The organism is Brevundimonas pondensis (assembly GCF_017487345.1).
Lineage (GTDB): Bacteria > Pseudomonadota > Alphaproteobacteria > Caulobacterales > Caulobacteraceae > Brevundimonas > Brevundimonas pondensis.
Window position 1 is genome coordinate 1,965,946 of record NZ_CP062006.1, and the last position, 19,648, is coordinate 1,985,593.

Annotated in this window: 20 protein-coding genes and 1 tRNA gene; 6 read left to right on the forward strand and 15 right to left on the reverse strand. The window is 65.7% G+C overall.

Going from position 1 to position 19,648, the window contains the following annotated elements; translation table 11 throughout:
• Nucleotides 1–2: 2 nt before the first annotated feature.
• Nucleotides 3–821, reverse strand: coding sequence for a TIGR02587 family membrane protein (locus IFE19_RS09805; RefSeq protein ID WP_207821858.1), 819 nt, complete (start codon nucleotides 819–821; stop codon nucleotides 3–5).
• 3 nt (nucleotides 822–824) lie between these two features.
• A complete protein-coding gene (locus IFE19_RS09810; protein WP_207821859.1) occupies nucleotides 825–1,121 on the reverse strand; it encodes a hypothetical protein in 297 nt (98 codons plus the stop codon).
• A gap of 383 nt (nucleotides 1,122–1,504) precedes the next feature.
• Between IFE19_RS09810 and IFE19_RS09815 the strand changes: the two genes are divergently transcribed.
• Together IFE19_RS09815 and IFE19_RS09820 are read left to right on the forward strand one after the other, a co-directional pair.
• Entirely contained in the window at nucleotides 1,505–1,678 is a 174-nt protein-coding gene (locus IFE19_RS09815; protein ID WP_207821861.1) for a DUF1328 domain-containing protein, read from the forward strand.
• 263 nt (nucleotides 1,679–1,941) lie between these two features.
• On the forward strand, nucleotides 1,942–2,685 hold the full coding sequence (locus IFE19_RS09820) for a Crp/Fnr family transcriptional regulator (RefSeq protein WP_105562254.1): 744 nt from the start codon (nucleotides 1,942–1,944) through the stop codon (nucleotides 2,683–2,685).
• Nucleotides 2,686–2,969: 284 nt separating this feature from the next.
• Here IFE19_RS09820 and IFE19_RS09825 read toward each other — a convergent pair whose 3' ends face one another.
• Nucleotides 2,970–3,740 carry a Crp/Fnr family transcriptional regulator gene (locus IFE19_RS09825; protein ID WP_207821863.1) on the reverse strand — a complete coding sequence of 257 codons (771 nt, stop codon included), beginning with the start codon at nucleotides 3,738–3,740 and terminating at the stop codon, nucleotides 2,970–2,972.
• 140 nt (nucleotides 3,741–3,880) lie between these two features.
• Here IFE19_RS09825 and IFE19_RS09830 point away from each other — a divergent pair, with 140 nt between their 5' ends.
• Nucleotides 3,881–4,726: a Crp/Fnr family transcriptional regulator gene (locus tag IFE19_RS09830; RefSeq protein ID WP_207821865.1), complete on the forward strand. Its 846-nt coding sequence runs from the start codon at nucleotides 3,881–3,883 to the stop codon at nucleotides 4,724–4,726.
• Between the two features lie 124 nt (nucleotides 4,727–4,850).
• On the opposite strand, the gene IFE19_RS09835 is transcribed toward IFE19_RS09830, so the two are convergent.
• On the reverse strand, nucleotides 4,851–5,066 hold the full coding sequence (locus IFE19_RS09835) for a hypothetical protein (protein ID WP_207821867.1): 216 nt from the start codon (nucleotides 5,064–5,066) through the stop codon (nucleotides 4,851–4,853).
• 143 nt (nucleotides 5,067–5,209) lie between these two features.
• Here IFE19_RS09835 and IFE19_RS09840 point away from each other — a divergent pair, with 143 nt between their 5' ends.
• On the forward strand, nucleotides 5,210–5,701 hold the full coding sequence (locus tag IFE19_RS09840) for a DUF4126 domain-containing protein (RefSeq protein ID WP_225910232.1): 492 nt from the start codon (nucleotides 5,210–5,212) through the stop codon (nucleotides 5,699–5,701).
• 30 nt (nucleotides 5,702–5,731) lie between these two features.
• Here the strand turns inward: IFE19_RS09840 and IFE19_RS09845 are convergent, their stop codons facing one another.
• The 6 genes from IFE19_RS09845 to IFE19_RS09870 form a co-directional block, all read right to left on the reverse strand.
• Complete coding sequence (locus IFE19_RS09845; RefSeq protein ID WP_207821869.1) at nucleotides 5,732–7,816, reverse strand: catalase; 2,085 nt, start codon at nucleotides 7,814–7,816, stop codon at nucleotides 5,732–5,734.
• Nucleotides 7,817–7,896: 80 nt separating this feature from the next.
• Entirely contained in the window at nucleotides 7,897–8,136 is a 240-nt protein-coding gene (locus IFE19_RS09850; protein ID WP_207821872.1) for a hypothetical protein, read from the reverse strand.
• A 151-nt stretch (nucleotides 8,137–8,287) separates the two neighbouring features.
• Nucleotides 8,288–8,461, reverse strand: a complete 174-nt coding sequence (locus IFE19_RS09855; RefSeq protein WP_207821874.1) for a hypothetical protein — start codon at nucleotides 8,459–8,461, stop codon at nucleotides 8,288–8,290.
• A 113-nt stretch (nucleotides 8,462–8,574) separates the two neighbouring features.
• Nucleotides 8,575–9,030, reverse strand: a complete 456-nt coding sequence (locus IFE19_RS09860; protein WP_207821875.1) for a hypothetical protein — start codon at nucleotides 9,028–9,030, stop codon at nucleotides 8,575–8,577.
• Between the two features lie 4 nt (nucleotides 9,031–9,034).
• Nucleotides 9,035–9,613, reverse strand: coding sequence for a DUF4142 domain-containing protein (locus IFE19_RS09865; RefSeq protein WP_207821877.1), 579 nt, complete (start codon nucleotides 9,611–9,613; stop codon nucleotides 9,035–9,037).
• 655 nt (nucleotides 9,614–10,268) lie between these two features.
• Nucleotides 10,269–11,504 carry an MFS transporter gene (locus tag IFE19_RS09870; protein WP_207821879.1) on the reverse strand — a complete coding sequence of 412 codons (1,236 nt, stop codon included), beginning with the start codon at nucleotides 11,502–11,504 and terminating at the stop codon, nucleotides 10,269–10,271.
• Between the two features lie 125 nt (nucleotides 11,505–11,629).
• On the opposite strand from IFE19_RS09870, the gene IFE19_RS09875 reads away from it, so the two are divergent.
• Nucleotides 11,630–12,469 carry an AraC family transcriptional regulator gene (locus tag IFE19_RS09875; RefSeq protein WP_207821881.1) on the forward strand — a complete coding sequence of 280 codons (840 nt, stop codon included), beginning with the start codon at nucleotides 11,630–11,632 and terminating at the stop codon, nucleotides 12,467–12,469.
• On the opposite strand, the gene IFE19_RS09880 is transcribed toward IFE19_RS09875, so the two are convergent.
• The gene (locus IFE19_RS09880; protein WP_207821883.1) at nucleotides 12,466–14,376 is read right to left on the reverse strand and encodes a UDP-N-acetylglucosamine--peptide N-acetylglucosaminyltransferase SPINDLY family protein; all 1,911 of its coding nucleotides are present in this window, start codon (nucleotides 14,374–14,376) and stop codon (nucleotides 12,466–12,468) included. The two genes, IFE19_RS09875 and IFE19_RS09880, sit on opposite strands and share 4 nt — an antisense overlap.
• Before the next feature lie 326 nt (nucleotides 14,377–14,702).
• Nucleotides 14,703–15,203: a pyridoxamine 5'-phosphate oxidase family protein gene (locus tag IFE19_RS09885; protein WP_207821885.1), complete on the reverse strand. Its 501-nt coding sequence runs from the start codon at nucleotides 15,201–15,203 to the stop codon at nucleotides 14,703–14,705.
• Between the two features lie 879 nt (nucleotides 15,204–16,082).
• On the opposite strand from IFE19_RS09885, the gene IFE19_RS09890 reads away from it, so the two are divergent.
• Entirely contained in the window at nucleotides 16,083–16,313 is a 231-nt protein-coding gene (locus IFE19_RS09890; protein ID WP_207821887.1) for a hypothetical protein, read from the forward strand.
• Nucleotides 16,314–16,532: 219 nt separating this feature from the next.
• On the opposite strand, the gene IFE19_RS09895 is transcribed toward IFE19_RS09890, so the two are convergent.
• From IFE19_RS09895 to lon, 3 genes are all read right to left on the reverse strand, one after another.
• Nucleotides 16,533–16,609, reverse strand: a tRNA-Val gene (locus IFE19_RS09895).
• A 41-nt stretch (nucleotides 16,610–16,650) separates the two neighbouring features.
• On the reverse strand, nucleotides 16,651–16,926 hold the full coding sequence (locus IFE19_RS09900; RefSeq protein WP_207821889.1) for an HU family DNA-binding protein: 276 nt from the start codon (nucleotides 16,924–16,926) through the stop codon (nucleotides 16,651–16,653).
• 121 nt (nucleotides 16,927–17,047) lie between these two features.
• On the reverse strand, nucleotides 17,048–19,447 hold the full coding sequence (lon, locus tag IFE19_RS09905) for an endopeptidase La (protein ID WP_207821892.1): 2,400 nt from the start codon (nucleotides 19,445–19,447) through the stop codon (nucleotides 17,048–17,050).
• Nucleotides 19,448–19,648 lie beyond the last annotated feature (201 nt).

A 19,648-nucleotide genomic window follows, 5' to 3' on the forward strand; every position in this document is an offset into this window, starting at 1 on the left:
GGCTAGACCAGAAGCCGCGCCGCCGCCGCGCCTATGGCGGCGGGAAAGGCGAGAGTGACGACATTGGCGACCAGCGACTGGAGCCCGTGGCCGTCGAGACCGCCGAAGGTCCACAGCATGGCGAAACTGGCGACGAGGCACAGGGCGTAACCTGGCAGAGTGAAATCAATGAAGGCGCGCAGCGGAGACTCCTTTTCCTCCTGACCGGCGAAGCCCGCCTCAAACACGATGAGATGCAGAAGAACTATGGACAGGAGCAGGACGCCGAGCGCCCCCAGGGGCGTTGTGCGATAGGCGATCAGCCGCATCTCTTCCGTCGGCGCCAGGTTCATGGCGAAGTAGAGGGCGCCGGCCAGCATGAGGAAAAGCTCGCCGGGGTAGGAGGCCTGATCCTCGTCACCCTCCCCCCCTCCGTTCGAGAGCTGACGTCGGGCCACAAGCGCCCCAAGCGCGGCCGGGACGGCCTGCAGCGAGACCTGACCGACGGCTGAGGCCAGGGAACTGTGGTCCAGAACATTGAAGAGGGCCAGCAGCCCGCCGGCCGTGACAAAGCCCGCCGCGAGCGCCGTCAGGGTGTCGAGGAGGTTGTTCAAGGCCCCGCGACGCGCGGAGAAGCCTGCATAATGGGCCAGCCCAAAAAGCACAGGCAGGGACACGACGACAAAGGCCAGGCGTCGCTCGGGCGTCGCGGCGTGCCCCAGGGCCCACATCTCCATCGTCATGAGAAGCGGCAAGCTGAACAACAGCGCGCCGCCGAAAGCGCGGCCCAGGTCCCGAACATAGCCGGCCTCGTGGGATTTGCGGGCGGCGACGGCGCTCATGGTCTAGTCGGAGACAGCCGCTGCAGCCGTCGCAACATCCGGCGCGGGCGGGCCTGCGTTGTCGAAGGCTCGGGCGTCAGCCGCTTGCTGGGCGTCTGTCGGATTCTGATTGATGAAGACGCCGTTGGCTGCGGCCCAGATCGCGAGCAGCAGGACGGCGACCGCGGCCGTGGAAGCGACCAGTATGGCGAGCACCCGGGCTCCGCGCCTTCCGCCCCGGACATAACGAGCAGCGACAGGGCGCCCCTCCCGGACGGCTTGGGCGGCCTTGGCGTGACGGCGGCTTTCTTCGGGGATCATGTGACCTCTCAAACGGCTCAATAGGGCAACGCCGCCTCAGCCTGGCTGTTCCTCGCCGCCCCCGCGAGCAGATGGACCTGCAGCCTCGCCGGATTGAAGCGACCCGATCTGTCGCGCAGCGGGCGAACGACAAACCGGGCCGTCAAGCAGGCCTCCCCCCCGGGAGACCGCATCGAGGCCAACAGCCCGCCATGGCGCCGGTTCCACCGGCGGTCATCTGGGTCGGGAATCCGACCCAGGGCTTTCCCGATATCGATCACTTCGAGCCATGAGATCCGGATTGTCGGGATCAAGGCCCGGGGCCCGCGGCCCCCGGGCCAAACTCTGGAACCCTGCGAGACGGGGCGACGTTGGGCTGGCTCCAGCGCTTAAGGAGAATTCGTATGCTGAAATGGGCCCTTATCTTTGCGGTCATCGCCATCGTCGCTGGCCTTCTCGGGTTCGGCGGGATCGCCGGCGCCGCTGCGGGGATCGCCAAATTCCTCGCTATCCTCGCCTTGATCGTATTCGTGGTCTTCCTCTTCCTGGGCTTCACAGCCGCCAAGAAGATCACCTGAAGGAGAGCCTGGCCGCCGACGGCTAACCTCCCGATCGCCTCGGGGACACGGCGGCCAGGCGAGTCCGCGGCCCTCCCTGGAGACGTCGCGGCGTCCGTCTTCCTGCCCGCCGTCTCACAGCGGAGGCGCGAAGAGCCGACATGCGCTTGAGACAGGAGGGCCCGGCTATCGGGTCCGGGGCCTTCAGAACCGCGCGCCAAGTCGCGCGAAACCAACCTATGTGAAGAACAAAAACGCCGAAGCCATGCTGTTGGTCTAAGGCCATGAAGAATCAGTCGGAAACCCATCACGAAACCCGGCACACCGCGTCGCTTGAGCGGATGCTGTCCAGTTTCGGGCCGCTTGGCGCCGACGACATCGCCTATATCCGGGACTGCTTCACCGGGGTGCTGCAGACCCATGCGGCGGGAAGCCCGGTCATCCTGGCTCCGGAGCGCAATGAAGCCAGACTGGTCTTCAAGGGCTGGGCCGCACGCGGCGCCATGCTGGAGGACGGACGTCGCCAGATCGTGGGCCTCAATCTGCCCGGCGAGATGATTGTCGCATCCGGCGCGGTCGACACCGACATGCTGGTCTGGGCCCTGACGGACGTCGTCACGATCGACGGCACCGCCTTCTGGACCGGCATGTCCGAGCTGCGGACGCAGAGTCCGCCGCTGCTGGAGGCCTGGAGGCATTACCGCACGGCCGAACGCCTGCGCATGGCGCGCCAGGTCATAAGATTGGGTCGGCTCAACGCCTACGAACGCACAGCCCATCTCCTGCTGGAGCTCCACGAACGCCAGGCGCGTCTGGGTCCCGTCGTGGCGGGGGTGCTCCATCTGCCTCTGACCCAGGATATTCTTGCGGACATCCTGGGCCTCAGCGCCGTTCATATGAACCGAACCCTGCAGCAGCTCAGGCGCAACGCCCTGGTCGATTACAGAGCCGGGCGGGCGGTCCTGCAGAACCTCACGAGCCTGGCCCAGGCCGCCAACCTGAGCGCCGACTGCGGTCCAAGCCTCTGACGGCGGGCATCGCCGCGGCGGACGAGAGAACCTCGCGTCCGCCGGAGGCGGGTTAACCCATGTTGTTTGATCTTGCCCGGAGCAGGATCAGAATGCGCCCTTGCCGAGGAGGCTGGTCATGCCTCGACCTGAAGAGCTCTGGCGGCGTCTCGTCGCCTTCTTGCTGGGCCGGACACCCGAGATGCGGACGTCCCGACGCCTGCCCCGTCCTCATTGGCCCCGGCGCTCCGGGCGTCACTGAAGCACGGCCTTCGGGCACCTCACGCCTTGCCGCCCGGACAGGCTCAGACCGGATCGCGCCCCAGGCGCAGGTAGGTCGGATCGAACTCCGCCACCCGCACCAGCCGATTCCAGTCCAGGATCCTGATGTTGCGTCCGCTCCATTCGACAAGGCCGTCGGCGCGGAGTTGGGCCACGGATCTGTTGACGTGGACGGCCGAGAGGCCAAGCACATCGGCGAGGATGGCCTGGCTGAGAGGCAGTTCCATCCGATGTCCTTGCGCCCGCTCCACGGAGGCCAGACGAAGATAGACCTCGCACAGGAAGTGAGCGAGCCGCCCGAAAGCCGTGCGCCGCCCCAAACCCGCCAGCCATTGGCGGTGCACGGCGGCGTCGATGAGGGTCTCCAACCACAGAAGGCGCGTCAGGTGGGGTTGGGTCTGGGAAATGAAACGCAGGGCCTCATGGGGGCAATAGCCCACCTTGCAGTCCGTCAGACAGACCACGCCATGATCCATCGGACTCATCAGAAGGCTATGGAGATCGACGAAGTCGCCCGGGACGTTGAGTTCCGTGATCTGGCGCGCGCCGTTCATCAGCACGACATTGCGCGCCGCGAAGCCTTCGAGCAGAAGCGTGCTTCGGGACGGGCGATCATATTGTTCGACGATGTTGTCGCCGGCCTTCAGGGTGACAGGCGGCGCGACCACGTCCGCCAGAACGGCCTTTTCCTCGTCAGAGATGAAATCTCGACGCGACAGCTTGTCGATCAGGGGACTGATCAGGATGACCTCCAGAATCCGCACCGCCCACTGCGGCAACGCTTGCAAAACCATCCAGCCCTTTCCCGGTTCCTCCGCTGCAGGCCCTACGTCGTCCAGCCGCGCGGGCGCGGTTCACCGGCCCCCGGCCTCCTAACCCATGTAAGTGGTGACCGCCCCGCCATGGGCCACACTCCCCCTCTTAGGAGTGCGACATGCAGACCACGACCGGCCTAGCAGCCATGGCCTCTTCCCCTCGCTCTCGTCTTGAGGTTCAGGATCACCCGGTCTTCCAGGCCCTGCCCGCTGACGCCCAGGCCCGGATAGAGGCCTGTGGTCGCAGGGCGTCGCTGGCGGCCGGCGAGGTCCTGCCGAACGACGGCGGGCTCTACTTCATCCTCTCGGGCGTGGTCGGCCTCTTCCCGGGCGGCGGCCGCATCTGCGTGGCCGCGGTGACAGCCGGATCCGTCCACGGCTGGGACCAGGCTCTTGAACCGGGCGCCCGTCGCCCGGAGGCGCGAGCCCTGATCGACACCGTCGTCTGCCGCGCCGCCGCCGCTCCCCTCGTGGAGGCCATGGGCCGGGAATGGCTGACCCGTCTCGTGGCGCGTCATGCGACCGCCCGTCTTGACGCCCTGGCGACGGAGGCGGCGTGCAACGCCTCTCACCTGGTGCCCGAAAGGCTGGCCAAATGGCTGGTTCGGCTCCACTGCGGCGGAAACGGCGCGCCGCTCTTGCTCACCCAGGCGGATTTCGGGGGGATGCTTGGGGTCCAGAGAACCAGCGTCAACGCCGCCGCCGCCCGTCTCCAGGGCCAGAACCTCGTGCGCTTCGGGCGAGGCAAGGTCCAGGTGCTCGATCTCGTCGGCCTGCGTCAGGCCTCCTGCGGTTGCGGCGAAGCTGTCGCGCCGGTCTCAGCGACACCCCGGTCGGCGGTGCGGAGCCCAGGTCTCGCTACGGAAGCGGCCTCCTGGTCGCCTGCGCATCCCGGTTCACCGTCTCGCGACGTCGCCGAGCCGGAGGGCGTGGTCGCCTCGGCTCCATTGGCGCGTGCAGGCTAGGGCCCAGCCAGACTCTAATCTTGCAAGCCCTGGCTCCAGCCCCCGATTGATCAACGTCCCCAGACCTTCCAGCCTCGAGGGCTGGATTGGCGCCCACGGCCTTCGCCGCCCGAGCGAAACGACGTCAGGCGGGGGCGGTTCGCAGCTCCGGGCGAGCCTCCGCACGCGCTCTCATCCGAGCCCGCAACTGCTCGCGAATGGTCCAGCCGTCGAGATGCGCGAAATCGTTCAGCGTGTAGCCCTCGCGGGCCAGGGCTTCTTGAAGATCAGAAATCTTGAGGCAGGCGCGGTTCTCGTCGGCGATCTGAAAGGCGCGCTCGATAACGTGGATCTGGTTCATGTTTCCTCCGTGGCAAGAGAGAGCGAAAGCCGAAGGCTACGGTTCCCTGAGCGGATGACGCAGAGCCGCAAAGTCAGGTCCAGGGCCTTTGGAACCCACAGGCGTTGCGGGCGCTGGCCCTCCAAACCGAAAAGGAGCTCGCCTTGAACCTTCGCCCCCTGCTTATCGGACTGGTCGCCGGCCAACGCTCCATGACCCCGCTCGCCGCCGTGGCGCTGGCGGCGCGTTCCGGCGGCCTCGCGCGCGACAATGGCGCTCCGCCGCTTATCGGTCGGAGGGCCTCGGCTGTCGCGGCGAGTGCTCTGGCGATCGGAGAAATGCTCGGCGACAAGATGCGGTCTGCACCGGACAGGACCGTCCCTCCCGGGCTGGCGGCCAGGCTGGTCGCCGGAGGGGTCGCCGGCGCCGCCCTGGCGCCTCGCAGTTCACGCGCATCCGCCGCCGCCCTGGGCGCCGCGGGCGCCATCCTGGGCGGTTACGCCGGCCTGGCGCTGCGCAAGCGCGCCATGCGCCGTTTCGGCCAGACACGCAGCGGCCTGGCCGAAGACCTCCTGACCCTGACCGCAACCACCCTCATCCTTCGCGCAGGTCCCAAGCGTCCGGGGCCGTCCGTCGGGCGGGAGGGCGACGCGTAAGCCCGCCCCCCTGCCTGAACAGGAAAGGGCTCAGGCGAGAGTGCGAACGGAGGGCTCCCGCGCCCACTGCCGGGTGCGGGCCGGCGGCAGGAAGTCCCCCGACTTGGCCGCAGACAGGTCGACGACCCCTTCATCGGGCTTGATTCCGGCCCGATCCAGAAGAGGGCCGACCTCGCGCGTATGGCCGATGGCCTTGAGGTGACCGAAGGCGTCCCTGACGAAGTCCACCGCCGCGCCCTCCTTCAGAAGCTGGGCGCATCCGTCCTCGGACAGGATGACGGCCACGGCGTCGAACAGGACAGAGGGGCTTCCCGCCAACTGGCCGTCAGCAGGCAAGACGGACCCGTCCGCCAGTTTCGCCCCGCCGATCTTGGGCGCGACGATGAAGACGGCGCCGCCGTCGCCTTCCACCGCCTTGCGGACAGCCGCGACGATCGCGCCGTCAGAGCCGTCAGCGACCAGGATCGCGACCTTGCGGCCCTTCAAACTGTCCGGATACTTGCCGACGATCCTGAGGGCCGGCGAGGGTTCGAGGTCGATGGGCGTCGCGGCCGGCGCGGACGCCTTGGGCAGAGGCAGGTTCATGGCCCCCGCCACGCGCTTGGCCAGATCCTCGTCGACATTGCGGAGATTGGCAAGGACGCGCGCCCGGACGTGGTCCAGGGTCACCTTCGACAGTTCGAATACGAGGGCGCTGGCCAGGTGGGCCTGTTCGATCTCCGTCTGCGAGCGGAAGAAGAGCCGGGCCTGGCTGTAGTGGTCGGCGAAGCTCTCGGCGCGCAGACGGACCTTCGCGCCCTCCATCGGCACGGCGGCGGTGCGGAAGCCGCCTTTCGGGTCCTCGCGCGGCCCGCCCTCCTCTCCCGCCTCGGCCAGGCTATTCGGCTCGTAGTTGGCGCGCCCCTTGAAGACCTGGGTCTGCACATGGCCGTCGCGCTGGAAGTTCTGGAAGGGACAGCCCTTGGCCTGGTTGATCGGGATCTGATGGAAGTTGACGGTCCCCAGCCGCGACAGCTGGGTGTCCTGATAGGAGAAGAGCCGCCCCTGCAGCAAAGGGTCCTCCGAGAAGTCGACGCCCGGCACGATGTTGGTGGGCAGGAAGGCCGCCTGCTCGGTCTCGGCGAAGAAGTTGTCAGGGTTACGGTTCAGCACCATGCGGCCGATGACCCGCAGAGGATGATCCTCTTCCGGGATCAGCTTGGTCGCGTCGAGAATATCGAACGGCAAGGCGTCCGCCTCGGCCTGGTTCAGCAGCTGGACGGCGAACTCCCATTCAGGGAAGTCGCCCTGATCGATGGCCTCGAACAGATCGCGCCGATGATAGTCCGGGTCGGCCCCGGCGATCTTGACCGCCTCGTCCCAGCAGGTGGACTGGGTCCCAAGCCTGGGCCGCCAGTGGAACTTGACGAAGGTCGCCTCCCCCTTGGCGTTGATCAGCCGGAAGGTGTTGACGCCGAAGCCCTCGATCATGCGCAGCGATCGCGGAATGGCCCGGTCGGACATGGCCCACATCACCATATGGGTGCTCTCCGGCATCAGGCTGATGAAGTCCCAGAAGGTGTCATGGGCGCTGGCCGCCTGAGGATAGCCGCGGTCGGCCTCCATCTTCACGGCATGGATCAGGTCGGGGAATTTGATCGCGTCCTGGATGAAGAAGACGGGGATGTTGTTGCCGACCAGATCCCAGTTGCCCTCGGACGTATAGAATTTGACGGCAAAGCCCCGGACGTCGCGCGGCGTATCCACCGAACCGGCGCCTCCGGCGACCGTCGAGAAGCGCGTGAAGACCTCGGTCTTTTTTCCGACCTCGGTGAGGATTTTGGCCGTTGTGTAGTCTTCCAGACTCTCGGTGAGTTCAAAAAAGCCATGGGCGGCCGATCCGCGTGCATGGACGATCCGCTCCGGAATACGCTCATGGTCGAAGTGCTGGATCTTCTCGCGCAGCACGAAATCCTCGAGCAGGGTCGAGCCTCGGGGCCCCAGCTTCAGTGAGTTCTGGTCGTCGCTGACCGGCGCGCCGTGGTTTGTCGTAAGGCGGGCTTCAGGCGTTGAGGTGGTCTGGTGGAGTTCGCCGCCCTCACCGGGGCGGGCGTCTGCAGCGGGCGACTTGGGCATGGGGTTTCCTTCAGTCAGATTGTCCGGCGACAGGGTTGAAAGCCCGCAAAAGCAGGCGCGCGGAGGCGGCCAGCCCCCGTCTATCTTTGCGGCGGCGGTGCAGCCGCCCCCTCCCGCCCGGCCTGGTCGACATGCCGGGCCGGGGTGTCGGCGACCCCCGCGGACGGGGTGGAACCGGGATTTGCGCCCGCCACGCCGCTCGTCGCGTCCGCCTCCAGCGAGGAGGCTTCAGGGGCTGCACGCTCCGCGTCGCGGCTTCCGCAAGCGCCGAGGGCGAGAAGCGGCACGGCCAGGATCGTCATCGCAGTAAGATGCTTCATGTCTTTCTCCCTGGAGGAACAACGACGAGGCGGATGGCGCGTTGCACCAGGCCTGCGGCGAAGGCGGCGCGCGGCGTCGGATCTCGACTGAGGTCAAAGCCCGCAGCGCGTCTCCCCTCGCGGGACCCGACAAGCGGCCGCAAAGGAAGGATCAGCGAAGGGGAGCCATGCCCGACCCGCCCCGAAGCCGGGACGATCTGAAGGCCTGAACCGAATAGACCTCCCCGCTCCGCCCGTCGCGGATCGCCACCCCTGCCAGGCCTTGAGCCTCGAAGGCCGCAGCCAGTCGCAAGGCGGCCGTCTCGTCAGACACGCTCGTCGCCATGTCGTTATTCTTGCAAACATAGCTGACCAGATAGGGCATTGCGCTTTTCCGGGTGCCGGATCCCCTGCAGTTCGCTCCTTTGGTGCGAAGCGCGGGGTCCGGCGGACTTCTCATCAGGCTTTTCTGGCGGCCTCCAGTTTCCGGACGAGTTCCGCCTTTTCCTTGTTGAACCTCTGCTCCGCCGCCTCCCCCTCGGCCTCGATCCTGCGTCTTTCTTCCTCAAGCCGGGCGCAGGCCGCGGCATGGGATGTCTCAAGCTTCTGCAGCGCGTCCGCCAGGGCCTCGATCCGCCGTATTTGCGCCGGCGACGGCCCCGCGGGCGCGGGCCTGCGGGGCCGTCGCGATCCGATTTTCCCGACGTCCACCGCGAGACCTCGCTCGATCACCGTCCCCGGGCGGGCGCGCGCCGCCGCCTCGTCTTCGGTCTCCACCGCCTCGCGTGCCAGTCCTGAAGCGAAGATGTCCTGCTGGATGCCCCATGCGGCCAGCGCCTTCGAACGGGATGAGGCCGCCACCGTGAAGCGATGGAAGCCGTCCGACCATTCAAAGACCTTCAGCCGCGGGGCCATTGGCCTATCCCGAGATGGCCGTCTGGATCTCCCTCGCCTTCTGAAGGTGGGCCTCGATCTTGGGAAGGACGGTGCGGGCGTGCGCCGCCAGGGCCGGCGCATCACTATTGTCCGCGAAGCCCCGGTTCAGGGTCACGGCCTCCTCATGGGCCGCCACCTGCTGGTCGATATAGACCTTGTCGAAGTCGTTCACGCCGGCGGAGCGAAGATTGTCGAGGAGGCCCTTGCGGCGCTGGTCCAGCTCTGTGGGGAGAACGATGTCCGGCGCCGCCGTCGCGACCGCCGTCTTCAAGGCCGTGCCGGCGGCCGTGTGATCAGTCTTGATCATTCTGGCCAGGGCCTTGACGTCAGCTCGCTTTGCGCGCTCGAGAGCGATGTCCGCCGCCTGGATTTCATACATGTCGCCCATGGCCGCGGACGGCGCATAGGCGCTCGCCAGGTTAGCCCCCATGGTGGCGGCGGACGTCTGTCCGACAGGGGCGGACACGGCGTCCTGGGCCTTGTCGACCGCTTTCTCCCCGCCCTGCGGGCTGCAGGCGGCGACCAGAGCGGCGAAGGCGACGAGGGTCATGGCGCGGCGCATGATGGTGATCTCCTGAATGTGTGATCCTCAAGCGCCTCGCAGGCGATCCGGTTTCCTCCTCAGGGCGGCCGGCCGCTCTCACTCCCGCCCCGCCGCCATGGGAGCCTGTGTCGGGAAGACGACACACGAACCTGATTGAAGCTGGAGCCGCTCAGCGCTCCACGCCTTCTCGGCCTTGTGTCGGGTAGCCGCCATCCACGAACGGTTTGGCGCGCGGCGCGTAGAGCCTTTCGATGGCGACCTATGATTACACGCTTCGAGGGCCGGAGCCCGATATGGTCCTCCAGGGCGTATCCGCGACAGACGCGGACGCGCGCCGTGAGGCCATCATGTTCTTGTCGGAGATGATGCGGGAGCAGCCCATTCGGGACGGCGGAGCCTTCGCACTCGAGCTCGTGGTCAGCCGCTCCGGGATAGAAATCTGTCGAGTGGAAGCCTCGGTTTCCTGACCTCGCACTCATCCGCCCCATCGCGGCGGTTTCGGGAGGAAGGCGGCCGGTTACGCCAAAGGGGGGCAATCACGAAGCCGACCGCCTGCAGACTCCTCCCAGGGAGAGTGCAAAGACCTAACGTCCTTCTCCTCCCCTCAGATCCCTATGTCTGGAAGACGACATAGCGCCCCCTCAGGCAGGGACGCCCAGACTCACGCCCGATCCTAGCCCTGGCCCGCCGCCCCCAGCCTCTTCATGTCAGGAAGCAGGGCGGTGATCAGGCCCAGAAGCGGCAGTACGGCGCAAAGCTTGTAGACCCAGACGATGCCGTTGGCGTCCGCGAGCAGGCCGAGGCCTGCCGCGCCGATGCCGCCGATGCCGAACATGAGACCGAACATCAGGCCTGACACCAGGCCGACGCGGCCGGGGACGAGCTCCTGCGCATAGACGACCAGGGCCGCGAAGGCTGAGGACATGATGAAGCCGATGGCGATCGAGAGGACGGTCGTCCACCCCAGATCGACGTAGGGCAGCAGCAGGGCGAAGGGCGCGGCCCCGAGGAAGGAGAGCCAGATCACGGCCTTTCGGCCGATCCGGTCGCCGATCGGGCCGCCGGCGAAGGTTCCTGCCGCCACGGCCGCCAGGAAGGCGAACAGGTGGTACTGGGAATCCTGAACCGAGAGGGCGAACCGCTCGATGAGGTAGAAGGTGAAGTAGTTGGTGAAGGTGCCGATGTAGATGAATTTGGCGAACATCAGCACGGCGATGACCGCCAGGGCGCTGATGATCCGGCCCCGGCTCAGGTGGGGACCTTCGCTCACGGTCCTGGCCGCGACCATGGCGTGAGGGTTGCGGATACGCCAGCGCGTCACGCCAAAGAGCACCCAGATCGCCGTCACCGCAGCGACCGCCAGCCATCCCACAGCGGTAAGGCCCAGGGGCAGGATGATCAGCGAGGCCACCAGAGGCCCGATGGCCGACCCGGTGTTGCCGCCGACCTGGAAGGTCGACTGGGCCGTGCCGAACCGTCCGCCGGAGGCGAGACGGGCCACGCGCGAGGCTTCCGGGTGGAAGGTGGCGGACCCCACCCCGATCACCGCCGAAGCCAAAAGGAGCATGGCGAAGCTGCCGGCGGTCGCCAGCAGGCCGATCCCGATCAGGGTGGCGAACATCCCGCAGGGCAGCAGATAGGGCTTGGGATGCTTGTCGGTATAGAAGCCGATCCAGGGCTGAAGCAGCGACGCCGTGAACTGGTAAACCAGGGCGACAAGGCCGATCTGGGTGAAGCTCAGGGCGAACTTCGTCTTCAGCATCGGATAGATGGCCGGCAGGACAGCCTGGATGAGGTCGTTGAGGAGGTGGGCGAAGGCCACGGCGCCGACGATCCCGATCAGAAAACGCGGCGAGGTCGCCATATTGGGGACCGGTTGGGCGTCTGTCAGGTCTGTCGGAATGGTCATCGGCGCGCTCGATACAATCGGACCGACGCCCCGCGTCAGCCCCTTCATGGACCGCTATAGCAAGTTGACCTGCATCCCACTTCGATAGACGAGACATTCAGTTCTGAGTCTGGGACAATCCATCCATGGTGCTCCAACGCGATGACATGGACGAAGTCCCCAGAGCCGTCGTGGCTTTGGGCCGACTATACCCGCCCGCCTTCGAGCTGGGCGAGCACCGCCATCGCCGGGCCCAGTTTCTCTACGCCGCCAGCGGCGTCATGGTGGTCAGCACGCCTCACGGAGCCTGGGTGGCGCCTCCGGAACGCGGCGTCTGGATACCTGGCGAGACGCCCCACGCCGTGAAGATGGTCGGTTCCGTGCAAACCCGCAGCGTCCTGATCGAGGCCGGCGAATGCGCGGCCAGATCCAGGACCTGCGAAGTCGTCGCCGTCTCGCCGCTGCTGCGCCAGCTTCTTCTGGAAGCCTTCGACGTACCCACCGAATACGACCTTGCGGGGCGCGACGGTCTCGTGATGAGCCTGCTGTTGAACGAGATCGACAAGGCGCCTCCAGCGGGCTTCGCCGTCCCCTTCCCGTCTCACGCCGCCCTGGCCGAGCTCTGCCAGGCCTTTCTGAACAGGCCCCAGGCAAACGCCACCATCGACGGCTTCGCCGACCGCCTCGCCATGAATCGGCGCCGCTTCACGCGTCTGTTCCGACAGGAGACGGGACTGAGCTTCGGAGAATGGAGGCAGAGGGCATGTCTCGCCGTCGCCTTGCCCCGGCTCGCGGCGGGCGAAGCCGTCACAACCATCGCGCTTGACCTCGGCTACGAGGGAGCCGGCAACTTCTCGACCATGTTCAAGCGCCAGGTGGGGGTCGCCCCGAGCCTCTATCTCCCCCATTCCGGCCCCAGTGTTCGGACCGGACATGCGGCCCCCCAATCCCGAGCCCGTGGAAAGCTCGCCGAGGCGGACGCCTAGTTCAGCAGAGACGTCACGGCCGTCCGGTCCGCAGGGCTCAAATCCATCCGGGATGCGGCGCTGAAGCTTCCTCGCGCCGCTTCAGTCTGTCCCGCCGCCTGCGCCCGGCCCAGCGCCAGATGCAGCGCGCCCCAGTTGGGCGCCAGCCTTACAGCCTCGCGATATTTCCTGGCCGCCTCTGAAGGCTTGTTCTGCATCATCAGGGCGTCCCCCCAGAACTTGCGCGGCTCAGCCCAGTTTGGCCCCTTCTCGACTGCAAGCCGCGCCTGGAGGATGGCCCGAGCCGGATCGCGCCGCACGAGATAAGCCTCGGCCCAGTCGGCGTGCGCCGTGGGAAGAGAGGGCGTGATCCGCACGCTCTCGCGCAACCAGTGATCCGCCGCGCGGCCATTGCCGGCATAGGCCTCGACCAGTCCACGCGCGCGAACGCAGGGCGCGCAGTCCAGCTTGGTCGGTATGATCGCCGCCCGGGCTTCGTCGATCTGACCGAGCCGGGCGTGGGCCGCCGCCAGGACCGCGCGGTTGCCGGCGCTCAGATCGGCCTGGGCAGGGCCCCGCTGAAACGCGGAGCTCGCCGCAAGAACTCGAGCGACATGATCGCGCGCCGCCGCCCAGTCCCCGACCGACATCGCGAATTGCGACTGGTATTCGAACTCCGGTCCAAACTGCATCTGAAGCTTGGCCATAGCTTCCGGCGCCAACAGGCCATGCTCCTGCAGCACTCGTCGTGCGGCCGGCAGGTCATGAGCCGCAGCATAGGCCACGGCCGCCGCGACCGGAGCGCTCGCCGTCCCCTGCGACCAGGGCGAGAGGCCAATGCCCTTCTCGGCGCGTTGGGACGCCTGACGCGTGTCGCCGACAATCCCCGCCCGGATCAGATGGGCCTGATTGAGCATGTCCTCCGCCCAACCCGACTGGAGCTCACGGCGAGCGTCGGCGGCGTGAGCCACAAAGTCCCCGAGGGTCGTATAGCCCTGTTCCTCGCGTCCGTCGGCGCCAAGGGACATCGCCAGGTTGAACATCGCCGGCGTGAATCTCGGGTTCAATCTCAACGCGGCCTGCAGATTGCGGTGCCGTTCCGCAGAGGTCTCCGCGAGATTGGACAGGCCGTAATAGCCCCACAGCCGCTCATCCTTGTCCGAGCCGGCGACCAGAGCCTGAAACACCGCCTTGGCTTCGTCGTTGCGGTTCTGCTGCACCAGCCAGACCGCATACCGAAAAGGCTGGGTCTCGGCATAGATGGCCTCAGCCCCTTGCTGCAGCAACGCATCCAGGTTCGCCTCGGCGCCCTCCCCCCTCGTGGCGGGGTTCGTGCCCACGCGCGTCGTCACCGCCAGCCGACCGTCCGTCAGCCGGAACACCTCGCCTGACAGCCGCGTCTGATCGCCCAGCCAGGCGCGCAGATAGCGACGAACCTCTCCGATCGACACGCCGGTGTTGGGGATTTCGATCTCGATGTCGCCGCCCCAATCATTGGCGTAGGTCGAGGCCGCCCGCGTGGATTCAGTCTGCGCCTGCATGCGGGAGAGCTTGTCGAGCATCTGGGCCGCCAACACCGGCCCGCTCAGCCCGCGCTCCACCAGATCGGGCGGTGCGGCGAACGGCTCGACCACCACCCCCTTGGCCTGCGAGGCGTCCCAAACCAGCAGGCATGCCCCCGCCAGGACGCAAACGCCAAGCGCCGTGATGATGAAGTCGCGCCACCGCTGGCGGCCCAGTTGCGCAGTCTGCGCCTCGATCAGTCGCTCATTCTTCTGCAGAACCCGCCGCGCCGGACTCTCGAGGTCTGGATCGTGACGCCCCGTTTCCAAAGCGATGTCGATGGGGTTTGTCGTTGGTGGAACACCTGCGGCCGGCGCCTTCGGTAGTTCACCCGCCTTGCTGTCCCCGCCTCGTGCGACCTTCATGTCCATGCCCCCCGACACTCACAAATAACGTCACTATCGGAGCTATTGACTGACGTGTCGAGGAAGGCCCGTGTCAGCGCTCCCCCCAGCCTCAGCCTCAATCGTTCGTCTAGCCACGTCGGAGGGCGCACGTCCGGAGCAAGGCGCCGGATCGTATTGGAGAGATCGTCGGCCACCTGAGGTGTGCGCCGCCGGACCCAATCGTAACGAAACGCCGCACCCGCCAGGTCGAGAGAAGGCCTCTTGGATGATCACGACGAACCAAGGATGCGGATGCTTTGTCGTGCACCCGACGATCTGCCCCATCTCGACATATGTGACGCCTGTCAGCCCAGATTGACGTCCGCGACGCCGCCAGCATCAGGCGTGCTCTTGGTCAGGTTCGCCTTGAGTATCTGGTAGCCGAAGCCGAGCATGCCCGTGTCCGAAACCCAGACCCGCCCATCATCGGCATCAAAGCGTATGAGGGTCAGATGAGGATCGGCCTTTCCATCGGGATACCAGGCCGCAACGACCGGGTTCCAGAAGCGGTCGATGCGCTCGCGATCCAGATCGATCGCCAGCCTCCCGTGAATACAGGCCTGAAGCTTCTCGTCCTTGGCCTGGTAGCAGAACATTCCCATCTGACCGCCGGCGGCGACGTCTCGAGCGAAGTCCGTGTCGTTGCGCGTGAAAAACCAGATCGTTCCGGTTTCAGGCTCGCCAAATCCCGTCATCGGCTGGTGATGATAACCTGGTCGGTCGATCCCGAGCATGCCCGTGTTGGAGTGCTTGAGGCTTTTCCAAAACGCCGTCTCCGCCTCGGCTGGAGTCAGATGATCACTCATGAAACGTCTCCTTTTGTCAGCGATCAACCGATCGGCCGGAAACAGGTTCCTGAGCACATAAGGCGGCATAGCGGCCTCTACCCGGCGCTGCGGATAGCCATCAAACGCTTTCAAGGCACAGCCAAGGCGCAGATAAGATCGTGAGGTCCGACGATACACCTCGGCCTTACTTCAGGTGTCGTCCCCTGTGGACGCAGGCGCCCCGTCGTCGTCACCTTCATCGCGACTGGGCGTGACTGGCTTGCGCCTGCTCCGTCTTATGGCGACGACGGCGATAGCGGTGAACACAACACCAAGACCGAAGAGAACGAAGTTCATCGGTCATCTCCAGAACGAAACGGGAGTTGGATGAGCATCCTCCCCCGTTTGCGAGTGAGTGGACTTGCGAGCCTGATCGGCAGGAATACGGTCCGTCATTAGGGATGAGCGTCGATCGTCATCCTGACGTTCCGAACTGAGCGGATGGATGCCCGTATGCGTCCCGGAACCAGCGACGACCGCCTGACGTGTGCCGTTCTCATCCCAACGCAACAATACCTTGGGCGAGGACGCCAAGGCTTACCAGAGTGAAGATGGCGGTGGCGCAAATCATGAGGATCAGCAGCTTGTATCCAGAACGCTTCATCGACACTCCTGGAGCATTGCGAAACGCGCAAAGGGGTTGGTGAGACCTGCCCAACCACCGAGCTTGGAAAACCGACCCGAGCCTTCACGACAGCGGACTGAAGCACGGAAGGGAAATATGGAGACCAACATAGGTTAGGACGCGCCGACGCTCTTCAGTGTAGCTTGGCTGCATTGCGGGCCGTGATCATCCAAACTGGAAGAGACCGGTGGCGCACGCCGCAAACTCCCGCCTTTTGGTCTGAGAGGATTGCTGTGGTCTATTTCTGTTTGATCGAAACCGGCGGCCCGACTGCCTCGCACCTCGAGGTCCTGGAAGCCGAATGCGCCCAGACCGCCACGAGCGAAGCCAGGCAACTGATGGCGCGGCACGCTAGCGCCGTCATGGTGCATGTGATCCACGGCGATGAAACCGTGGCCTCAATCCCTGCAGCAATCGCCACGGCTGGGTTCGACGGGGCCGATGGATCAGGCTCGGGCGTCTAGTCGGCGCCTCAACACCCCCCCGCCCATCATGCGAACTATCATCAAGCGGTGATCGCTGGGGGCCAAACAGGCCTCGAGCGGCCAGAACCCTTTCAGGACGTTTCAGCGAATTCCGCAGAAACTGCCCCCCTACTGCCCCCCTTGCCCCAAATTGATCCGGATTCGGAGCATTTGGCGTCGCCAAAGACCCAGCAAATCGCTGAATTTTATAGGAAAAAATGGTAGGCGGCGACGGGTTCGAACCGCCGACCCTCTCGGTGTAAACGAGATGCTCTGACCAGCTGAGCTAGCCGCCCTCATGACGCGCGCGTCAGGCGGGCTTCATGCCCGTCTATGCTCAGCCGTTCAAGGCGCTTTTCAATCCTTCCCCAACCCGGAAGCGGGCGGTACGCGAGGCGGGGCGGGCAATGGCCTCTCCGGTCTGCGGATTGCGGGCGGTTCCCGCCTTGCGATCGACAGCAATGAAGCTGCCGAAACCGACCAGGCGCACGTCGCGTCCATTCGTCAGCGATGACGTCACATTGTCAGTGAAGGCTTCCAGCGCCAGCTTGGCCTGGTCACGGCTGATGCCCGCCGCTTCCGCCATGACGCCGATCAGTTCGGTCTTGTTCATCGAGCCCAGCTCCCCAGTATTTTCCCCGGGGCGCACTTAAGGCCTTCCTGACGCGAACGTCAAAAGCAACGCGGCCCGGGTTTCCCCGAGCCGCGCGCTGTCGATCAGATTGTCATCGGCCCTAGTGGCTGACGGCGGTTCCGTCCTGGGTCGGCTGAGCCTGCGGCGCGGGCAGCAGCGGCTCGGCCGTCTCGTCCCACTCCACCGGCGTCAGCGTGCCGGTCAGGGCCCACTTCAGCGCCTCGTCGGCGGTCGAAATCGGGATGATCTCCAGAGCCGACTTCACATTGGCCGGCACGTCCTCCAGGTCCTTTTCGTTCTCCTGAGGAATCAGCACCGTCTTCACGCCGGAACGCAGGGCCGCCAGCAGCTTCTCCTTCAAGCCGCCGATGGCCGTGACCCGACCGCGCAGGGTGATCTCGCCCGTCATGGCGATATCCTTGCGGATCGGAATGCCGGTCAGGACCGAGACCATGGCCACGGTCATGGCCACGCCGGCCGAAGGACCATCCTTGGGCGTGGCGCCGTCCGGCACGTGGACGTGGATGTCGGTCTTCTCGAACACCGGCGGCTTGACGCCGAAGGCCAGCGAGCGGCTGCGGACATAGGAGGCGGCGGCGGAGATCGACTCCTTCATCACCTCCTTCAGGTTGCCGGTCACGGTCATGCGACCGCGGCCCGGCATCTTGATCGCCTCGATAGTCAGGATGTCGCCGCCGAACTCGGTCCAGGCCAGGCCGGTGACGATGCCGACCTGATCCTCGGCGTCCGTCTCGCCGTAACGGAACTTCTTCACGCCCGCATACTCGGCCAGCTTGGCCGCATCTACGGTGATGGAGACAGCTTTGGTCTTGGCCATCTCACGCACGGCCTTGCGAGCCAGGCCGCCCAGAGCACGTTCCAGCGAACGCACGCCGGCTTCGCGCGTGTAGTAGCGGATCAGGTCGCGGATCGTCTCTTCCGGGACGATCAGTTCGCCTTCCTTCAGGCCATGGTCCTTGAGCTGCTTGGGCAGGACGTGGCGCTTGGCGATCTCGACCTTTTCGTCCTCGGTGTAACCGCTGACACGGATGATCTCCATCCGGTCCATCAGGGGCTGAGGCATGTTCAGACTGTTGGCCGTGGTCACGAACATCACCTGCGACAGGTCGTAGTCGACCTCCAGATAGTGATCGCCGAAGGTCGAGTTCTGAGCCGGGTCCAGCACCTCCAGCAGGGCCGAGGACGGGTCGCCGCGCCAGTCGGCGCCCAGCTTGTCGATCTCGTCCAGCAGGACGAAGGCGTTGGTGGTCTTGGCCTTCTTCATCGACTGGATGATCTTGCCGGGCATGGAGCCGATATAGGTCCGACGGTGGCCGCGGATCTCGCTTTCGTCTCGCACGCCGCCCAGCGACATGCGGACGTATTCACGCCCGGTCGCCTTGGCGATGGACTGGGCCAGCGAGGTCTTGCCGACGCCGGGAGGGCCGACCAGGCACAGGATCGGACCCTTCAGACTGCCGGTGCGCGCCTGGACAGCCAGATACTCGATGATCCGTTCCTTGACCTTCTCGAGGCCGTAGTGGTCCTCCTCGAGGATGTCCTCGGCCTTCTGCAGGTCGATGGGCTTGGTCTTGGCCTTGCCCCACGGCACGGACAGCAGCCAGTCGAGATAGTTGCGCACCACGGTCGATTCCGCCGACATCGGCGACATGTTGCGCAGCTTCTTCAGCTCCGCCTCGGCCTTGGTCCTCGCTTCCTTGGACAGCTTGGCCTTGCGGATACGCTTCTCGAGTTCCAGCAGCTCGTCGCGCGTGTCGTCGGTCTCACCCAGCTCGCGCTGGATCGCCTTCATCTGCTCGTTCAGATAATATTCGCGCTGGGTCTTCTCCATCTGGCGTTTCACGCGCGAGCGGATCTTCTTCTCGACCTGAAGGACGCTGATCTCGCCCTCCATCAGGCCATAGACCTTCTCCAGACGCGCCGGCACCTCGATGGTTTCCAGCAGGCTCTGCTTGTCGGCGATCTTCACCGACAGGTGGGCGGCCACGCTGTCAGCCAGCTTGGACGGGTCGTTGATTTGGGGAATGGAGCTGAGGGCCTCCGGCGGAACCTTCTTGTTCAGCTTCACATAGTTTTCAAACTGCTCGATCACCGCGCGCAGCAGGGCTTCGCTCTGCGAGGCGTCGCCTTCTTCATCGGCGATCTCGACGGCCTCGGCCTCATAGTAGTCTTCGCGGTCGGTAAAGCGGACCAGACGCGCGCGGCCCTTGCCTTCGACCAGCACCTTCACGGTGCCGTCCGGCAGCTTCAGCAGCTGCAGCACGGTCGCCAGGACGCCGGTCTGATAGATGGCGTCCGCCGCCGGATCATCGTCGACGGAGTTCTTCTGGGTGGCGAGCAGGATCTGCTTGTCGCCCTTCATGATCTCGTCCAGCGCCCGCACGGACTTCTCGCGTCCTACGAACAGCGGCACGACCATGTGCGGAAAGACAACAATGTCTCTCAGCGGCAGGACGGGGAGGATTTTGCTCTCGGTCATGATGCGTACTTTCCAGGGCCTTCGTGGATCTCCGGCCCACCGAACCGGTCTGTCTTGGCGCGAATGCCTCGACGTCTCGACTCAGCCCGCCGTTAATGGCGGCTTTCATATGAGTATGTGGCGCTGCGAACGCCGTGTTCAAGCGTAGCGGACGCAAGGCCCACAGAAGCGTGAAACTGTGGTGACGCTGGACGGGCTGTC